We start from the raw sequence: 18,570 nt of genomic DNA, 5'->3' as shown, positions 1-18,570 counted from the left end.
AAACCTTTCAACATTTTAATCCTTTCAAGGATGATCGAAAAACTTATATCAGTAACCCTGCCCCAATTGATCCGGCATAAGTCTGTTCAGAACTTTATTTTTTTACTGATCATCCAGTCATCTAACATTCTTATTACCCTGATCGTAATGCCACTCCTGATCCAGTCCATTGGTGTGGATCAGTTTGGGTTGGTCAGTCTGGCATTGTCAGTTATTTTGATTACCAATGTATTTGTGGGGTTTGGCTATAACCTGAGCGCACCAAAACAGGTAGCACTCAACCAAAAAAATAAAAGGAAACTTTCGGACATCTTATCGAATACCATCTCCAGCAAGTTGGTGCTGGCGGTTTCAGCAGCCTTAGTGCTGCTGATTGCCGTTAAGGGGTTGGGGATGTTTGCAGCGTATCAGGTGATTTTGACGTATTCTTTGCTCATGCTCTTTTCTGAAGCTACTTTACCAGTTTGGTTTTTTCAGGGAATGGAAAAAATGAAGCTTGTCTCGGTGGCCAACGTCTTCAGCAAGCTACTCTACCTTACAGGGATTGTGCTATTTATCCATGAGCCTGCTGATGCCAAGTGGGTCAACTTCTTTTTTGGGGGAGCAGGTCTGAGTATAAACCTTTGTGTATTATTCTATCTTGCTGTTTTCTTGGATATTAAGTTCCGCTTTTCTGCATTTACTAAAATTATCTCTTCATGGAAAACCAATCTGTATCTTTTCCTGTCAAGCTTTGCCAGCCATATTTCGGTAAGTGGAGGGTTGGTGGTACTGAGTTTTTTTGCATCAGCAGAAATTTTGGGGATGTATAGTTTGGCCGAAAGGGTCTCCATGGTACTGAGATTGCTTCCCTCCATGACTATAGGAGCGGTATTTCCCAATGCTAGCAAATTGTACCATCAAGATCAGGAGGCCTTTATACACTTTTTACTAAAGGTATATCGGGTGATCCTAATAGGGGTGGTGTTGATTACCGTAGTGATATTTAATCTAGCTCCACTTATCATCAAGCTGCTGTCAGGCACTGTGATAATTGATTCTGTCGAATTTCTGAGAATATTGGTCTTTGTTCCCTTCCTTGCCACGATCAATATCGCCAACATGATAATGATCTTAGTAACTGATCAAAAAAAGCTGCTTTTTAACAGTTCTTGGATATACTGTTTGTTTATGCTTATCACGGCACCTTTGCTGACCATGTGGATGGGCGGAAAAGGGCTGGCCCTAGCTTTAGTCTTTACAGAACTGGTCATATTTGCTACCTGTTCATTTCAAGTAAGAAAGTATTCCCCTAAATTATTTAATGGCTTCTATCAGCGGTTCTTCGGTAGCTATCATCGTTCTTAACTGGAACGGCTATGAGCACACCAGAAACTGTCTGCATTCTTTGCGGGCTGTGGAAGGAGCTTCATATGACGTTATTTTGGTGGACAATGCATCAACGGATGGTTCAGTAATAAAACTTGAGAAAGACTTTCCCGAACCGGATTACCTCGTCAATGAAAAGAACTTGGGCTTTACAGGAGGAAATAATGTAGGGATCAATTATGCTTTGGATCAAGGATACGGTTATATCATGCTGCTAAACAATGATACAGAAGTAACTCCTTCTTTTCTAAAAAAACTCATCGATGCGCTTGAACATACCCCCGACCTAGGAGCTGTCCAGCCAATGATGTATTATTTACATGACCGATCTGTCATCTGGAATGCCGGTGGTAAATTCAGGCCTTGGACAGGTGCTTCAGTATCGATTAGAAAAGCTAAACTGCATGCTCCATTCTATCCAACAGATTGGATTACAGGTTGCTGTCTATTGGTCAAGTCTTCTGTAATTAGAGAAGTGGGATTGCTGAACGACCATTATTTTGCGTATTTTGAGGATGTGGACTGGTCCTTGAGGATGCGTGAGAAAGGCTATCAGCTGGCAGTGGTGCCTTCCTCCATTATCTACCATGAGGCGGGGGCTTCCTCCAAAGCCAAAAAGAAAAACACTGAAGGGATCTTGAACCCAAAAGTCCATTACCTCAATACCCGAAATCAATTGTTCCAGTTGAGGAATCATGTCCGATTTCCCTACTGCTTACTGGCTTGGCCTATTCAATTGATCAAACTGAGCACATTTGGCCTTTACTTCTTGGCCCGGCTTCGAAAACAAAAACTCCACGCCTTGCTTAGAGGGGTGAAAGACGGCCTTTTATTGGAATGTTAATTAAATAATCCTCTCCTGGTTTGCTATTTATACTTGTCCTGATATATGTTATCCCCTTGCTGATGATCACGGTTTATCAAATCGTCTTCAAGGGAAAATGGGAGTGGGCGATCTTTTTTCTGGTCCTATACGTTCCTTGCTACATTTCTATTTTGAGTATTGTATTCCAAGCAACTGGCTCACCTTTTATTGTCAGCATTTTTCAATATTTAAAGGAATTCATCCTACTTCTATCCATTTTATCCTACCTTGTATTTCAACAAAATATCTTTGATTACCCATTTAGGATCCAGTTAGTAGATAAACTTTTTTTAGCCTTTTATGTCTTGTGCATAGGTTTTTTAGTGCTTCCTATAGGTGACGCCAGTTTTGTGGTTAAAGCCCAATATTTCAAGAATGTTTTAGTTATGGGACTTGTTTACTTCTTAGGAAGAAACAGCTCTTTAAGTGATCGCGAATACCGTTCACTTTTCTTGATTGTCTTGGTCCTATTCCTCTCGGCTTTTGGGCTGAATATCATAGAAAAATTAGCCGGTATTCATTTCCAAAACATGACTGGCTATGCCCAATATAACAGGGTCATCAATGATGTGGAGCCATCGGGAAACTTTGGTCTCACTTGGACTTTTGAGACGCAGGCAGGAGGTATGAGATTGGCTTCCTTCTTTTCGGATCCGTTAGAATTGGCCAGTTCTTGTTTGTTTGGTTTTTCGGTAGGTCTCATCGGTTACCTGACTTCTAAGAGACAGCAATCCTGGGTATTCATCGTATTGATGCTCTTGGCGATGGGGAGTTTGTCTTTTGCTGCTTCTAGGGCCTCATTTGGCTCTTTTTTTATAATGCTATGTTTCATTGCGCTGATTTTCAGGCTTTATGGATTGATTAAATTTGGACTGTTGCTATTTTCGGCTTTTGTCATTTACGTGATTGGTTTTGCCTCTGATGAATTCTATTATTTTGTTGTAGATACGATCACGTTCGAGAACGCTTCCAGTGTAGGGCATGTTTTGGCATGGTTAGAAGCGATTGACCAAATGGTGGCCGCTCCATTGGGCTCAGGCTTGGCTACCAGTGGAAATGCCGGTGGCGTCACTGATGAGCTTCGAATCGGTGGAGAAAATCAATTTTTGATATTTGGTGTCCAACTTGGCGTAGTAGGTATGTTGTTGTACATCGCTATCCTCTTTGCAGGTATCTGGACTGCCGTCCAAGCGTTTAGAAAAGCTGACGATACACATTTGGCACGAATAGCATTCATTGCCGCTACCACTAAAGTAGCCCTGCTATTACCGTTGTTTACGGCCAACGCAGAGCTCTATGCGTTTGTCTCATGGACAAGTTGGTGGATGATTGGCCTTAGCGTCAAAACCTATAACCAATGTGTCCCAAAAACCATGCTTTCTCCAAGCTCCCTTTAAATGATGAATAAAGCAAACCTCTTCGTAGTAGGAGCTGCTAAATGTGGCACTACATCGCTTCATGAATACCTAAATCATCATCCAGAAATATGGATGTCCGATGTGAAGGAACCTCATTACTTTAGCGGGGTAGGCACCCTCCTTCACGACAATACTTCCGAAAAGGCCAGAAAACATACTACTCTTATCAAGGAAGAAGGAGCTTATCATGCCCTTTTTAAAGACGGTCAAAGCCACCTATATAGAGGTGAATCCAGCCCTTCGTACCTCTGGGACCCCAGCGCAGCAAAAAAGATAGCGGAATATAACCCTCAAAGTAAAATCATCATCCTATTACGGGATCCCGTTAAGCGGGCTTTTTCGCATTTTCAAATGGGCATACAGGCTGGCTTCCAAAAAAGAATGCCTTTTTATGAAGCTTTGCAGCGCGACTATTCACTTCCAGATCATGAAAAAGGCTGGAATAAAAGTCATTTGTATGTAGAACTTGGTTTTTATTATGATCAAGTGATGCGTTATTATAACGTATTGCCAACAGAACAGATCAAGCTTATCAAGTTTGAAGATTTTGTGAAGGATATCCACACTGGTATGGAAGATCTATATAAATTTCTCAAAGTATCTCCTCATTCATTTCAACAGTTGGATAAAGAAGGTCAACATAACCAAGCCATTTCTCCCAAATATCCGATCGTTGACATTTTGAAAGACAATAAATTCACCCAAAAGTTACTTTCAATGATGCCGCAAACCCTGAAAAACCACATGAAAAGCTATACACATAAGGAAGGATACCGGGAGGATTTGATCTTAGACGAAAAGTCAGTGGTCTTTTTAAATGAGTGTTATAAAGAAAATTTGGCAGCATTGGAAAATGAGTTTGCCATTTCTTTTCAATAAGGGGGCGCCATGAAAAAAAAGATCCTTGTTGACATCTTTTATCTTCATGTTGCGCAGACGGGTATCCGGACCTATACCGAATCACTGATTGAAGCCATTGAGGGTAACGGGAAAACGGGGAAGTATGACTATATCGTCAGTCCTAGCTTTGCCTCCATTAAGTCCAGCACTTTCTTCAAGGGCAAGACTCCAAAATGGAAAAACCTACTTTTCCAGTTTCTGTACTTTTTTAGGAAAATCGTTTCGCTCCCGCTACTAAGTTACTGGTACCGAAGTGATCTGGTGTTTTCTCCTGATATCCTCTCCCCTCTCTGGGCAAGGGGGACGAAGATATCGGTGCTCCACGATGCTTTTTTTTGGGAAAACCCATCACATTACAATTCTGTATGGCGACGATTTTTCCTAAAAATGCTCGATTTTTCACTTCGTAAAAATGCCCATGTGGTCACCATCACCGAGCATTCCAAAAAACAGATCCAGCACTATTTAGGCCTCCCAGATCGGTCCATTCATGTGGTCTATCCCGCTACCAATATTGCTGCCAAACCAAAAGCCCCTACCAGTCATTCCCTACTTGACTCTCGCTACTTCCTTCACGTGGGGGTAATGGAAAAGCGTAAGAACCTGGTTACCCTTATTAGGGCTTATAGCTATTTTCTGAAAGCATCCGAGGAAGATGATTTTAAACTCGTTTTGGTGGGGCAGCGGGGACCTCGGAAGGACCTGGATGATTATGATAATGTCCTCAGCCAAATAGCGGAACTTGGCTTACAAGAAAAGGTGGTCTTGCCCGGCTTTGTAAGCCGTGAAGTTTTGGAAAGGTATTATCAGCATGCCTTTGCTTATATTTTCCCATCTCTCAATGAAGGCTTTGGGATGCCTGTGTTGGAGGCCTTTTCTTACCAACTTCCCGTGATCATTTCCCGTCAAGGCGCACTGATGGAAGTGGGTGGTGATGCTGTAAGCTGTCCTGTGGATAATTCACCAAAGGCTTTTTCTGAAGAAATGCAGCGGGTCGTAGAGGACCCAACCCTCCGCAAAACGCTGATCCAAAAAGGGAACCAACGACTTACCCGTTTTAGTGGCAAGCGATTTTTAGTGGACTTGGAGGCTTGTTTTAGCAAGATACTGCGAGCATAGTGTTGTACCTACGGCACAAATGTGGATAAGTTGGCAGAGCTCTTGTTACCAAGCTTTCATACCTAGCGGCATGGAAAAGGGTGATTGGACAAAGGGTACTGACTGAAGAGCGGCATCTTATTAAAGGTGTTTGCTATATATTTCCCCCCCATAGAATACCTTGCCGCCAAACCTTCCGCCGTAGGTAGACAGGCTTGGTAACAGGGAAGAGCGATAGAAATACTACCAGATGTGTCGTAGGTAGATTACTTCAATTCTTCGAGCATAGTGTTGTACCTCCGGCACAAGTGTGGATAAGTTGGCAGAGCTCGTGTTACCAAGCTTTCATACCTAGCGGCATGAAAAAAGGTTGATTTGACAAAGGGTAATGGCTGAAGAACGGCATCTTATTAAAGGTGTTTGCTGTACATTTCCCCCATAGAATACCTTGCCGCCAAACCTTCCGCCGTAGGTGGAAAAGCTTGGTAACAGGGAAGAGCGTAAAAATACTACCAGATGTGTCGCAGGTAGATTACTTCAATTCTACGAGCATAGTGTTGTGTCTCTGGCACAAGTGTGGATAAGTCTACAGGCCTCGTGTTACCAAGCTTTCATACCTAACGGCATGAAAAAGGGTGGTTGGACAAAGGGTAATGGCTGAAGAGCGGCATCTTATTAAAGGTGTTTGCTGTACATTTCCCCCTATAGAATACCTTGCCGCCAAACCTTCCGCCGTAGGTAGACAGGCTTGGTAATTGGGAAGAGCGTAAAAATACTACCAGATGTGTCGTAGGTAGATTACTTCAATTCTTCGAGCATAGTGTTGTACCTACAGCACAAGTGTGGATAAGTTGGCAGAGCTCGTGTTACCAAGCTTTCATACCTAGCGGCATGAAAAAGGGTGATTGGACAAAGGGTAATGGCTGAAGAACGGCATCTTATTAAAGGTGTTTGCTGTACATTTCCCCCATAGAATACCTTGCCGCCAAACCTTCCGCCGTAGGTGGAAAAGCTTGGTAACTGTCAAATGGTCATTTATCTTTAGTTTGTGCCGTAGGTACAATACATTTCCGGAAGTAAAGGACCTTTATAACTATAAACCCAAACCAATGCCTAATACCTATACACAAATTCATATCCAATGTGTATTTGCAGTGAAATACCGTAGAGCTTTGATCCACCCATCATGGAAAGAACGACTCCATAAATACATCATTGGGGTCATCAATAACCAAGGACACAAAACACTGTCAATAAACAGCATGCCTGATCACCTTCACGTTTTTTTTGGTATGCGGCCGACTCAGTCTCTTTCTGACTTAATGAGACTGGTAAAAGGTGAATCATCAGAGTGGATAAACAAAAATTTATTGGTGAGAGGGAAGTTTCGGTGGCAAGATGGATATGGTGCGTTTTCATATTCAAAATCCCAGACCGATGCTGTGGTAAACTACATCCTCAATCAGGAAAAGCACCATCAAAAAAAGACCTTTCTTGAAGAATATAAAGAGATGTTAGCAAAGTTCCAGGTTGAATATGATGATCAGTATGTCTTTAAAGAACTGGAGTAAAGTTATGTACCTACGGCACAAATGTGGATAAGTTTACTGCTATGATGTTACCAAGCTTTCATACCTAGCGGCATGGAAAAGGGTGATTGGACAAAGGGTACTGACTGAAGAGCGGCATCTTATTAAAGGTGTTTGCTATATATTTCCCCCTTAGAATACCTTGCCGCCAAACCTTCCGCCGTAGGTGGAAAAGCTTGGTAACTGAATAATAAAATAAAAGTCGCCGATGTGCCGTAGGTACATTACTAAGCTGACCAAAAAAATAAAAAGTCAAAATAAAACCACTAAGGCCTGTAGCATTATCTTTCTTATTTTGTACAGGGAGTATAATGTTTCATCTTTTAACCTTTAGCACTATGAAAAAATTATCCTATTTGTTTTTTGCTTGTCTTTTAGTTTTATCTGTGTCCTGTAAGGATGATGAAGATAATAATCCCAATACCGTCCTGGGAACTTGGGAAGACTCCAATGAGGAGGAAAATGAAGGAGAAGATTATTATGCGGTTGAAACGTTCATTTTCAAAGCAGACGGCACCTATGAAAATAGCGTGACGGGTCGTGATTCGGAAAGTGGAGAAGTGACGTGTTATTATCGAATGTCATCTGGGACATATACCAGATCGGGGGATAAATTGATTCTTGATGGGTCAGGCTATGCACATTTATATCACCCTTCAGGGTGCGGTACAATGGAAGAATTGGTAGATTATGATCCTGCGGAACCAGTTGAGCCAAGAGAAATCACTTTTGAAATCACCAATCAAGGCACTGAGCTTACCCTTGATTATGGGCCGTGCAATGATGTGTGTCCACCCAATGCCTTCTGTATCTGTATAGGTCCTCAAACTTTCATTAAAGTAGATTGATTTATCATTAAAAATCTACGTTAAGACAACGGAATGCCTAATGTTGTAGACATTCCGTTGTCTTATCAATTTTGAGGTTCCTTATCAATACCTCAGTGCATGACCTGTAACTTCCAACGTTTCCACATCGATATTCACCATGATAGGGCCAAGTAATGGGGCTTGCTTGGCATGGAAGGTAACTACATACCTCCCCCTCTTTGGTTATACTTCGGCTTCCTACCAAGGCTTAATGACCGATTCACGACCAAATTCTCCTTCGTCAATGCTGTTCCAAGCTATCTCCCTCACTTCCATCAAGTCTGGGTCATCATCATTGGTATTACAGCTCTATATGACCATGAAGGTCATGAGCATTACCAATAGTCCCATTTTTTTCAACTTTTAAGTGAGTTTAAAGGTTATCCGCTAATAGTTTATTGAAAATAGCCATTTTTGCGTTTCTTTGAAAGATAAAATACCTGTTTCCTTAAAATGGAAAAATCGTATAATGTACCATGGCTAATTTTATCCAACGCACCATCAATACCGTCACTGGAATGGACATGTCCGATAGGTTTGACGAAAACTGGGACAGTCTATCCACGCTTGGGGTGCTACTGCGCACGAGTGTGTGGTTTGTCCGGGGCAGTTTCCGCAGATTGTGGTTTAAGTCCTCCGAGGGAATGCTGCTGATCGGCAAAAGAGTGACGATCCGGCAAGCCCGCTATCTGTCTGTGGGCAAGAATTTTATCGCCCAGGATAATTGTGAGATCAACTGCCTATCCCAAAAGGGCATTGTCTTTGGTGATAAGGTAACCGTAGGCAGCTATGCCATCATCCGCCCCACCAACCTGTATGGAGGAGAGGCCGGAGTAGGACTAAAAGTGGGCAATAATTCCAGCATCGGTCCCTACGCCTATATCGGCTGCTCAGGCTATATAGAGATCGGTGACAACGTGATGATGTCCCCGAGAGTAAGTATATACTCCGAAAACCATAACTTTGGTGATACCGAAAACCCGATGATCGAGCAAGGTGTGACCAGGTCCTTTGCCAAGATAGAAGATGATTGTTGGATTGCGAGTAATTCCATAATTTTGGCAGGGGTAACGGTGGGAAGAGGATCCGTAGTGGCCGCAGGAAGCGTGGTGACCAAGGATGTGCCTCCTTACTCCATTGTAGGTGGTAATCCTGCAAAACTTTTAAAAACAAGATTGGACAAAAAATTAGCAGGTAAAACAGCAAATGATCAATAAGAAAACTGCTCTGATCTTACACAGTTCATCAGATCTGTACGGGGCAAGTAGATGTGTGTTCAGAACGGTAGATGCCCTAGAAGCAAGTGGATTTCAATCCATCGTTGTCTTATCGGGTGAAGGGCCATTAGCTGCTATGCTGAGGGAAAAAGGAATCGCCGTGGTCATTGTCAAACTAGGCATTATGAGGCGGAAGTACATGAATCCAAAAGGCCTCCTGAATCGATTAAAATGCCTTTACAAGGCAAATGGCGCACTGTCAAAATTAATCAAGAAAGAAAACGTATCGCTAGTGTATTCCAATACTGCCGCTGTTTGGATAGGTGCTTGGGTGGCCAAAAAGAAAAGGCTGAGGCATATTTGGCACATACATGAGATCATAGTCACTCCAACTTGGTTCAAGAATTTTATCGAAAGGTATATTACTTATACAGGTGATTTGGCCCTTTGCGTTTCCCGGGCCGTTATCGAAAACATGAAGCCCAATGTACCGGCTTATATGATGAGGCTGGTTTACAACGGCATCGACTACCTGCCCTTCAAAGAAGCCAACTATGACCTGAAGGCAGAAATCGGCATTTCCCAAGAGACCATCCTGATCGGGATGATCGCGCGGGTGCATTTCTGGAAAGGGCAGTCCTACTTTCTGGATGTGGCCAAAGCATTGGCCGAAAGGCATGATCATCTTCATTTTGTCATGGTAGGCGACGCCTTCGAAGGGTACGAATACCTCTACGATGAGATCAATGCCAAGATTAAAGCCAATGGCCTGACCGATAAGGTCACCAACTTAGGTTATCGCACAGACATTCCGAATATCATGAGTGGCCTGGACATCTTTATGCTGCCATCTATTTTGCCCGACCCTTTGCCCACCACCGTTCTGGAAGCCATGGCCTCCGCCAAACCGGTGATCGCTACTGCCCACGGCGGTGCCACCGAGATGGTGCTGAATGAAGAAACGGGCCATTTGGTCCCTTGGGATGATGCTGAGAAAGCCTCCCTTGCCTTTGATGCACTGATCGAAGACCCTTCAAAGAGACTAGCTATGGGCCAGGCCGGTCAAGAAAGAGTAATGGAGCATTTTTCCATTGAAGCTTATGTGGAGAATATGGGGAATGTCTTTCGAGAGTTTATAGGGAGAAGTAGTAGTGAGACATGAGATATGAGACAAATCCTCCCCGCCACGGCGGGGAGCTTAGGTGGGGTTGTTTAATGGAAAGTGGAATCCCCAACGTCACAATGCTAAAACCGTGTTTTTGTCGCAGTACTAAAAAGCGTTGCATCTCAGGATGTGACAAGACTAAATGATATCGACCACAAGCTGTGGATCATGAACCATAAACTGTCCACCAATAATTCAAAATTGGCTAGGGGGTAATTTCCTGAGTTGTGCTGGGTCTCTGCCCCAGCACAAGATAGACGCTGAGTCTCTGACTCCATAAAGAGATAAAAATAGAACAATTCAGTCTTGTATTCAGTTGAACCCAGTTCGGGCTAGTGATTATGATATTGGCTTTAGACTTCCGACAATTGTCAAACTTTAGAACCTTCAAATTTTCCAATCCAAAAACATGAAAAACAAGCCACTTCACGTCGCCATCTTCGGAGCCAAAGGATATCCCTATGTATATGGGGGATACGATACCATGGTGAAGGAACTGTGCGAAAGATTGGTAAAAAAAAATATCCGCGTCACGGTGTATTGTCACCGCTCCTTGTTCAAGGAGCGGCCTAAGCAGGTCAATGGCATCGATTTGGTGTATATACCGGCCATAGAGTCCAAGTCATTTACACAGCTGACCCACTCGTTTTTCTCCATGATCCATGCCTGCTTTTCCAGTGCGGATGTGATCTTTGTGGTGAATAGTGGCAATGGCCCATTTGGGCTGATTTCCCGCATCATGCGGAAGCCTACTGCCATCAATGTAGATGGACTGGAATGGCTCCGCCCAAAGTGGAAAGGGATCGGTGGAAAGTATTTTTACTGGGCCTCTAAAATGGCCACCAAATGCTATGACCAAATCATCAATGATTCGGACGAAATGCAGCGCATCTATCAGGAGCTTTTCAATGCGTCTTCCAAGGTGATTGCCTATGGTTCCAACCCCGGGTTACAGGCAGATCCCTCCCTGATCAATAAGTGGCAGCTGGCAAAGCAAGGCTATTACCTGATCGTAGGGAGGCTGATTCCTGACAATAACGCTGACCTGATCATCGAAGGCTTTATCCAGTCCAGCAGTACCCGAAAACTTGTCGTGGTGGGAGATGTTCCCTACAAAGATGAATTTGCCGAACGGCTCAAAAACATCCCCGATGAACGTTTGCTGTTCACGGGTTATGTCAAAGACCAGCAGGAATTGGCCGCCTTGTATAGAAATTGTTATGCCTATTTCCATGGACATGAGTACGGAGGCACCAACCCCGCCATGCTAAAGGCCCTGGGCTATGACTGTGCCATCCTCGCTTTGGACACGCCATTTAACCAAGAAATGCTCCAAAATGGCAAACACGGCTGGTACTTTCAGAAGGGCCAAAAAGCCATCTCTGCCGTAATAGAGAAAGCCGAGCAATCTCCAGAAGCCATGCAGCAGCTCCGCAAAACCTCCCATGAAGGCCTTACCAAAAAGTACAACTGGGACCATGTGACGGATCAGTACATCGAGGTGTTTAAGGAATTAGCTGCGAGGAAGTAGTGTTAAGGTTTGTAACCTGAGCTCGACTTAAATTTAGTATTAAAAGCGTTGCGAACCCTTTTTAGGTGGATGTGGGTTGGAAAAGGGTGTGGCAACTCGCCGCGGCGAGCTGCCACGGCTTCCACCCCTCATATCTCCCTCTAAGCCTCGCAGTGCATGTTCCGACCACTGTACGGAAACGATTTTATAATCGAACTGAGGTTTGTAGGTTTTAATCCGCGCGACCTGCGTGCTATCGGAACCAATCCTAATCCCCCCAAACATTTCCCTTGACCCGAGCCTTTGACCAACACAGGCTATCAAAATTATCTGTGAACATCAGCCCTATCTGCGTGCTCAGCGTTCCATAAAAATGACGCTACTATAACGCTAAAAATCAACCTACTTCAACACCGGCTGCGTCCAGGCCACCTCTTTGTCACCGATTTGATAGGGGTTTTCTTTGGGCTTGGAGGAAGTGACTTTTGCTCGGACGTACATATCACCTTCTTGGAGGATATAGGACGCCTCGGTGCCATTTATTTCGTGCAGCAGCTCACCGCTTCTATCTGGAGATGATTTTTTGGTGCCAAAAAATTGGATGGAATAATCAACCCCTTCTTCTTCGGAAACGGATACCGTCAGCTCTTCACCATCAAAGTGGACGTCTCGCAAGGTAACACCTGTGGAGGCATAAAACTGCCCCGCTTCCATGGCTTCGATCAGGGAGCTTGGCGAAAGGTCCTTGGCTTTTACCATTACCCAGCCCCTGCCGGGGTTGCTGCTTTTTTCATTAAACACATGGTAATTGTGCGCATCATCAACGGCCAATCCATAGAGTGGTGGTTTGCCAGCTTGCAGGTAAGCCGCTTGGACCTTGTCCCACAGGACTTCCATGCTGGGACGTAGTGAATCACCGTAATTGTGCACCAATGGATGGCCATTGTACACTTCAAAAAAACGCTCACCATCCAGCTGGATGATGTCTTCCGGCGTGATGGCCCAGATAAAGTTGGGGTGATTGATATGCATAAACATCGGCACCCCGGTGGCTTCCCGCTGTTGTTTTACCTTGTCGAGGTTGTTTTGCAGGACTTCTGCGACAGAATTTCCTCCTTGCGGCTCGATCAATTTTTGAATATTGGTGACATTCATGTGAAGGGGCTTTTTGTCATAACTGTCACTGATCTCTTCGGATTGGATAATAAGAAACTCTCCTTCCACTTCAAACATTGGCCTGTACTCTTCTAGGGTTTTTAGCCGCACCTCTTTCCGGCCTGCCGAATCTTCCCTGTATTCGACCCACTCTTCCCCATATTTTGCCAAGTACTTCTCAAAAGCCTTTTTGTGCACCGGAGACTTTGGAATCAGCTTCCACTTTTCACTATTTGCCAGTACATTGTGATCAGAAAGGACAATAAAATCATAGTCGTGTGACTTATACCAGTCCATGATCATTTCGGGGTAATCGTCACCATCACTCCAATAAGAATGGGTGTGGAGGTTACCTTTGTACCATTGCGCCTCTTCAGTATTGGAGGCTTTTTCGGCACATGAAAATATTAAAAGCAAAAAACAAATGAGAACAGGTAACTTTCGCATGACTTTGGTGGTGCTAATGAGGGACATTGTTTATGAAACAGGATATAAGCTACTATAAATTAATAGTTTAAACAACACAATAAATCACAAACCATGAAAGATAACACATTAGTAAAGGAGACAATCAAGCATTCCGTATTTCGTTTGGAAGAGAACAATTCCAAAATCGTAAGTTGCCTGGAGTGGTTGTCAGAAGATGAAATCTGGGAAAAGCCCAACGAAGCCTCCAACAGCATGGGGAATTTGGTTTTGCACCTATGCGGCAACCTGACACAGTACTTGCTGTCTTCTCTGGGAAAAGCCGAGGACAAGCGTGACCGCGAGGCAGAATTTAGCACCAGCAAGACCATGGATAAACAAGCATTGATAGACAAATTAAATACCACGGTGAGCCAATGCGCAGATTTATTGCAAAGCTTGGATCAAAACAGCCTAGAAAGTAAATATACCGTCCAAGGCTATCACTACTCGGGCATTGGAAATGTCATCCATGCCGTGGAACATTTTTCTTATCATGCTGGCCAAATTGCCTTTTGGACCAAAATATTGAGAAGAAAAGACTTGGGATTTTATGCAGGAATGGATCTGAACAAGAAAAATGAACGCTAAGATAATCAGCATAGCGGCTCCTGAATTTTGTGGCATTATTATAGAAAGTTGGAAAAGGCCTGCCGTGGCGGAAAAAGAATATTTAACTTGCCAAAAATAACTTTTAATCGATAACATTTTTGACCGTTATGAAAAACCTGAGCCTCTTACTGCTTTTATGCGCCTTGATGGCTTCTTGCCAATCCAACAAAGTGCTTTTACAACTTGATTTGGCCGAAGGAGAAACCTATTACCAAAAATCCACGATGGAATCCCACATCAGCCAGGAGTTTGGCGGAAACAACTTCGATATTGATATGAATATTGTCGGTGACATGTCGCTAAAGGTCCTGGAAGTAGCAGGTGATTCTTACCTGATGGAGGCCAAGTTTGACAAAATGAGCATGGCCATGAAAATGCAGACGATGGAAATGGCTTTTAGTTCGGAGGATGCTGACAAAGAAGACAGCAATCCACTCAGCAAGATGTTTGGAAAAATGGCCGAAAAGCCCTTTAGCATTAAAATGAGCAAAAAAGGTAAAATCCTTGAAGTATCAGGAATGGATGAGGCCTTTTCTTCGGCAGTTGATGAGGTCGCAGAGGTGCTCGGAGATGACCAGTTGGACAAGGTCAAGTCCCAAATGAAGCAGAATTTTGGCGAAAATGGTATGTTGGGAAATCTCCAGCTTACCAGCCCTATTTTTCCAGAGGACAAGGTAGAGCCAGGAGACACTTGGGATGCGACGATCACTTCTTCCATGAACGGGGTCGATGCCAATCACCAAATCACCTATACCTATGTGAAAAAAGAAAATGACCAGTATTACCTACAAGCCAATGGCAATACCAAAATGGCCCAAAGTGAGAAGGTAGATCCCTCGGTAATGCCATTTCCCATGACCTATGACATGGGCGGAACCTTAAACGCCACCATTATTCTAGACGCTAAAACGGGCTGGATCAAAACCATCGACCTGGACCAGGCAATGGAGGGCTTTGTGGAAATCGAAAAGAACGAACAACTTCCTGACGGGATGTCCATGCCCATGGAAATCAATATGAAAACCAAGGTGATGGACTGAGCAATTCAGCCAAGTAGCAGGATACACGTACCAAGTACTTAGCATTGAGTCGGGAGACTCAGCCTTTGTGCTCCCGCGTCAGAGACGACGGGACAGCGCTAAGCCGTGATTGTACTGGAGACCGCTACGGAACAAAGGGGAGCTTAGCTGGGCTTGTTTTGAGAACGGTTGTACCAAGTCAGCCTAGGGTTGTGCTGGGTCTCTGCCCCAGCACTGGCTAGCTTTGAGCCTCCGACTCAAATAGGCTGCTTCTGATTCCTGTCCTGAGCGTAGCCGAAGGGGGCTTCCGTCTATTCCTCAAAAATCCCCGTATTCCCCTTTTCCCAGCTGGGCATAAGCTGCTTCACTACTTTTGGCTGCTCCTTGGCCACGTTTATACTTTCATAGGGATCTTTTTGGTGATCGTATAGCTCCATGGACGGTGACTGCTCGCGGAAATATTTGGTCAATCTATAGTTAGGAGTTCGCAAGGAAATTCCCCTGTTGAAGTAGCTGTAAGCGGTATTTCTCCAGTTCGTTGTTGCAGGATTGTCCATTAGTGCTACCATACTTTCCCCATCTAGCGGCACGTGTGATGATACATTTGCCAGCTTCATGATGGTCGGATAGATGTCTGTGGTGCTCACGACCTGCGATATGCGCTGGCCACCTTCTCCTGGGCGCTTGATCATCAGTACGCTCTGCAGGGCATTGTCAAAGACGGTGTGTTTGCCCCATGTTTTTTGGTCTCCCAAGTGCCAGCCGTGGTCTCCCCACACCACCACAATGGTGTTTTCTGCCAAGCCCTGATCCTCCAGCTCATCCAATAACTTTCCTACTTGCGCATCGATATAACTTACTGCGGCCAAATAGCCATGACGGAGTTTTCTGGCATAAGCATCAGAGGCGGCACTGTCCAGATCGGGTTTTTCTTCTCCTAGCTTGTATTGGTTTAGCTCTCCGCTGTTCTGGAGGCTTGCCTTTGAGCTGTTTTCAGGGATTTCTGCGAATGGTGCCAGCGGAATATCCTCTTCATCATATAAGTCCCAATATTTTTTGGGAGCAGTGAAGGGCAAGTGCGGTTTGAAAAAACCCACTCCTAGAAAAAATGGCTTTCCCTTTTCTTTGAGCTGTTTCAGCTTTTTGATGGCCAAGTTTGTCGTAAGCCCATCCGGGTATCCTTCGTCCTGCACATCAGCAGCTTCATAAGGCTTCACCCGCTTCTCCCTATCGTTTCGATTAGTGCCATCTGCATAGCCGAAAAAAGCATTGTGCCCGGTACCCCATTTGCCTGCATCTAGGAGCATTTCGTCCCAGCTGCCAGGCAGTTCGATAAGGTCACTTTTAGGCTCTCGGTAGCCATAGACATAGCCATCGGGATGATGGGAGATTTTTCCGATTCCTACGGTGTAATAGCCGTTTTTCCGTATTTGCTCTAAGAAGGTGGTGGGGCTTTGCTCCCCGTTTTTCTTGGCTATTCTGTTGGCTGCTGCTTGATTGCTTAGGTCACCTGGACTTTTGGGGAGTTGGCCTGTAAGGAGGTTGTAACGGGAAGCACCACAGGTGGGCACGGTGACGTAGTGATTTTCAAATAGGGAGCTTTCGCCAGCGAGCTTATCTAAGTTTGGGGAATGGACATATTGTTTCCCGTAACAGCCAAGTTCAGGCCGTAGGTCATCCACCGCAATAAAAAGGATATTTGGTGGTGGTACTGATTTTTTCTCACAGGAAAAATTACACAATATGATGAGCCCAATAACAAAAAAACGAACTAAACCGCTATTTTTCATAGATTTCAATTTAGGTGAACTGTCCAAATATATCTGGTAAATCCTATTCCTGAAAGTAGCCTAGTACCTAATTTAGGCTAAAGTGAAAATAGTATCTCAATTTGAGATTTTATTGGTCAATAGACTATAAAAAGGCCATAACATTGTGTAATTTTAGTCAGAAAGACTTGATAAATTTAGCCATTGGGCTTTTCAGGTGTTTCTATTTTCCAGTCAATAATCCAATTTTTATATGGCCAGTTTTCAAATCAATCAAAGCGAAAAATTTCGATGTCCATGGTGTCTGGGATTTGAAGATTATATCAAATATCATGATGAAGAATGGGGTGTGCCTGTCTATAGCGACCGGATCCATTTTGAGTTTTTGGTGCTGGAAAGTGCCCAGGCCGGGCTGAGCTGGGCTACTATACTGAAGAAGAGAGAAGGCTATCGAAAGGCTTTTGCAGACTTCGACTATAAGCAGGTGGCAGATTTTCCGGACAGCATGGTGGAAGAGCTGCTCCAAGATGCCGGAATCGTCCGCAACAGGCTAAAAATCGCTGCTGCTATCAATAACGCCAAACGCTTTATGGAAGTACAAGCCGAAGTGGGAAGCTTTACTAGCTACATTTGGGATTTTGTAAATGGCAAACCCATAGATGGCCACCTGAAAAATATGGCAGATGCCAAAGCCACCATCCCAGAGTCGGACAAATTGGCCAAAGACCTCAAAAAAAGAGGGTTCAAATTCCTTGGCAGCACGACCATTTATGCGCACATGCAGGCCACCGGGCTTGTCAACGACCACCTGATGCAGTGCTTTCGCCACCAAGAGGTGAAGCGGATGGTAAGGTAAGAGGGGCCAAATGGGGGTACGTGGATGCAGAAACCGGGTAAGAAGAATAACGGTACCGAGGACTGTGCCTCGGTACCAGTTGGTCTCATGCCCAAACAAGCATATAGATTTTCGCAGCTTACATGCTTTAGCCTTACGTCTAAGGGCGGTCAGACAGCCTTGTCATCCATGGCAGAAGATACCTAGATCTCCAAACAGCTGTTCAAACTTTCTACCGATTCGAAACCTTGCTGTTTGGGATTTGTAATCCAGAACCGAGATAATGGGGATTTGAAATCCCTCTAGGCCATTTGTAAAGAGCACTAACCGGGTTAGAAGCTTCCTTCTCCTTGTTTTGGGTCTTCACCATATTGGTTGGGGCCGTGCTCACCTTCTGAAACCAATAGCACCAGTAGCCATATCGCTCCTACCAAAGGAATCAAGCCAACGAAGTACATCCAGCCGCTTTTGCCAATATCATGGAGCCTGCGTACAAGTACGGCTAGAGAAGGAATGATAGTGCCCAAAGTATAGGCTCCGAATAATATGATATAAGGAAGCTCACTCGAGAGCGCCATAGAGAGCATACCACCCACTATGCTCAATACGATTACTACCAAGAAATTGAACAGTATAAACATCCAGTACTCTTTTCGTCGTGCACGTCCGTTAAAGTTAGCGTATTCTGTAAGTACTTTTTTGTAGTATTCCATGAT

General features: G+C 44.2%; 16 protein-coding genes. 13 read left to right on the top strand and 3 right to left on the bottom strand.

Annotated features, from left to right (window positions below; translation table 11 throughout):
* Positions 1 to 30: 30 nt before the first annotated feature.
* The 10 genes from DN752_RS11005 (at position 31) to DN752_RS10960 (ending at position 12,020) form a co-directional block, all read left to right on the top strand.
* The gene (locus tag DN752_RS11005; protein WP_112783989.1) at positions 31 to 1,347 is read left to right on the top strand and encodes an oligosaccharide flippase family protein; all 1,317 of its coding nucleotides are present in this window, start codon (positions 31 to 33) and stop codon (positions 1,345 to 1,347) included.
* A complete protein-coding gene (locus DN752_RS11000; RefSeq protein ID WP_112783988.1) occupies positions 1,304 to 2,212 on the top strand; it encodes a glycosyltransferase family 2 protein in 909 nt (302 codons plus the stop codon). Before DN752_RS11005 ends, DN752_RS11000 begins: the two co-directional genes overlap by 44 nt.
* A 407-nt stretch (positions 2,213 to 2,619) precedes the next feature.
* Positions 2,620 to 3,630 (top strand): O-antigen ligase family protein, encoded by a 1,011-nt coding sequence (locus DN752_RS10995; RefSeq protein WP_317048530.1) that lies wholly within the window; start codon positions 2,620 to 2,622, stop codon positions 3,628 to 3,630.
* The gene (locus DN752_RS10990) at positions 3,631 to 4,530 is read left to right on the top strand and encodes a sulfotransferase family protein (protein ID WP_112783986.1); all 900 of its coding nucleotides are present in this window, start codon (positions 3,631 to 3,633) and stop codon (positions 4,528 to 4,530) included. It abuts the gene before it with no gap.
* A 9-nt stretch (positions 4,531 to 4,539) separates the two neighbouring features.
* Positions 4,540 to 5,670, top strand: a complete 1,131-nt coding sequence (locus DN752_RS10985; RefSeq protein ID WP_112783985.1) for a glycosyltransferase family 4 protein — start codon at positions 4,540 to 4,542, stop codon at positions 5,668 to 5,670.
* A gap of 1,088 nt (positions 5,671 to 6,758) precedes the next feature.
* Positions 6,759 to 7,220: an IS200/IS605 family transposase gene (gene tnpA, locus DN752_RS10980; protein WP_112783984.1), complete on the top strand. Its 462-nt coding sequence runs from the start codon at positions 6,759 to 6,761 to the stop codon at positions 7,218 to 7,220.
* Between the two features lie 356 nt (positions 7,221 to 7,576).
* Positions 7,577 to 8,086, top strand: a complete 510-nt coding sequence (locus DN752_RS10975; protein WP_112783983.1) for a hypothetical protein — start codon at positions 7,577 to 7,579, stop codon at positions 8,084 to 8,086.
* Positions 8,087 to 8,583: 497 nt separating this feature from the next.
* Complete coding sequence (locus DN752_RS10970; protein WP_112783982.1) at positions 8,584 to 9,324, top strand: acyltransferase; 741 nt, start codon at positions 8,584 to 8,586, stop codon at positions 9,322 to 9,324.
* Entirely contained in the window at positions 9,314 to 10,486 is a 1,173-nt protein-coding gene (locus DN752_RS10965; RefSeq protein ID WP_112783981.1) for a glycosyltransferase family 4 protein, read from the top strand. The genes DN752_RS10970 and DN752_RS10965 overlap by 11 nt, the downstream gene beginning before the upstream one ends.
* 412 nt (positions 10,487 to 10,898) lie before the next feature.
* Positions 10,899 to 12,020, top strand: a complete 1,122-nt coding sequence (locus tag DN752_RS10960; RefSeq protein WP_112783980.1) for a DUF1972 domain-containing protein — start codon at positions 10,899 to 10,901, stop codon at positions 12,018 to 12,020.
* Between the two features lie 381 nt (positions 12,021 to 12,401).
* Here the strand turns inward: DN752_RS10960 and DN752_RS10955 are convergent, their stop codons facing one another.
* The gene (locus DN752_RS10955) at positions 12,402 to 13,628 is read right to left on the bottom strand and encodes a CehA/McbA family metallohydrolase domain-containing protein (protein ID WP_245949508.1); all 1,227 of its coding nucleotides are present in this window, start codon (positions 13,626 to 13,628) and stop codon (positions 12,402 to 12,404) included.
* 66 nt (positions 13,629 to 13,694) lie between these two features.
* Between DN752_RS10955 and DN752_RS10950 the strand changes: the two genes are divergently transcribed.
* Positions 13,695 to 14,210 (top strand): DinB family protein, encoded by a 516-nt coding sequence (locus DN752_RS10950; protein WP_112783979.1) that lies wholly within the window; start codon positions 13,695 to 13,697, stop codon positions 14,208 to 14,210.
* 128 nt (positions 14,211 to 14,338) lie between these two features.
* A complete protein-coding gene (locus DN752_RS10945; RefSeq protein WP_112783978.1) occupies positions 14,339 to 15,271 on the top strand; it encodes a DUF6263 family protein in 933 nt (310 codons plus the stop codon).
* 290 nt (positions 15,272 to 15,561) lie between these two features.
* On the opposite strand, the gene DN752_RS10940 is transcribed toward DN752_RS10945, so the two are convergent.
* On the bottom strand, positions 15,562 to 17,040 hold the full coding sequence (locus DN752_RS10940) for a sulfatase (protein ID WP_112783977.1): 1,479 nt from the start codon (positions 17,038 to 17,040) through the stop codon (positions 15,562 to 15,564).
* Between the two features lie 232 nt (positions 17,041 to 17,272).
* On the opposite strand from DN752_RS10940, the gene DN752_RS10935 reads away from it, so the two are divergent.
* Complete coding sequence (locus tag DN752_RS10935) at positions 17,273 to 17,875, top strand: DNA-3-methyladenine glycosylase I (RefSeq protein ID WP_112783976.1); 603 nt, start codon at positions 17,273 to 17,275, stop codon at positions 17,873 to 17,875.
* Positions 17,876 to 18,186: 311 nt separating this feature from the next.
* Here DN752_RS10935 and DN752_RS10930 read toward each other — a convergent pair whose 3' ends face one another.
* A complete protein-coding gene (locus DN752_RS10930; protein WP_112783975.1) occupies positions 18,187 to 18,567 on the bottom strand; it encodes a DUF805 domain-containing protein in 381 nt (126 codons plus the stop codon).
* Between the last annotated feature and the right edge of the window lie 3 nt (positions 18,568 to 18,570).

Origin of the sequence: Echinicola strongylocentroti (assembly GCF_003260975.1) — a bacterium.
GTDB lineage: Bacteria > Bacteroidota > Bacteroidia > Cytophagales > Cyclobacteriaceae > Echinicola > Echinicola strongylocentroti.
Note: the sequence above shows the minus strand (reverse complement) of the source record. Positions and strands in the feature narration are given on the sequence as shown.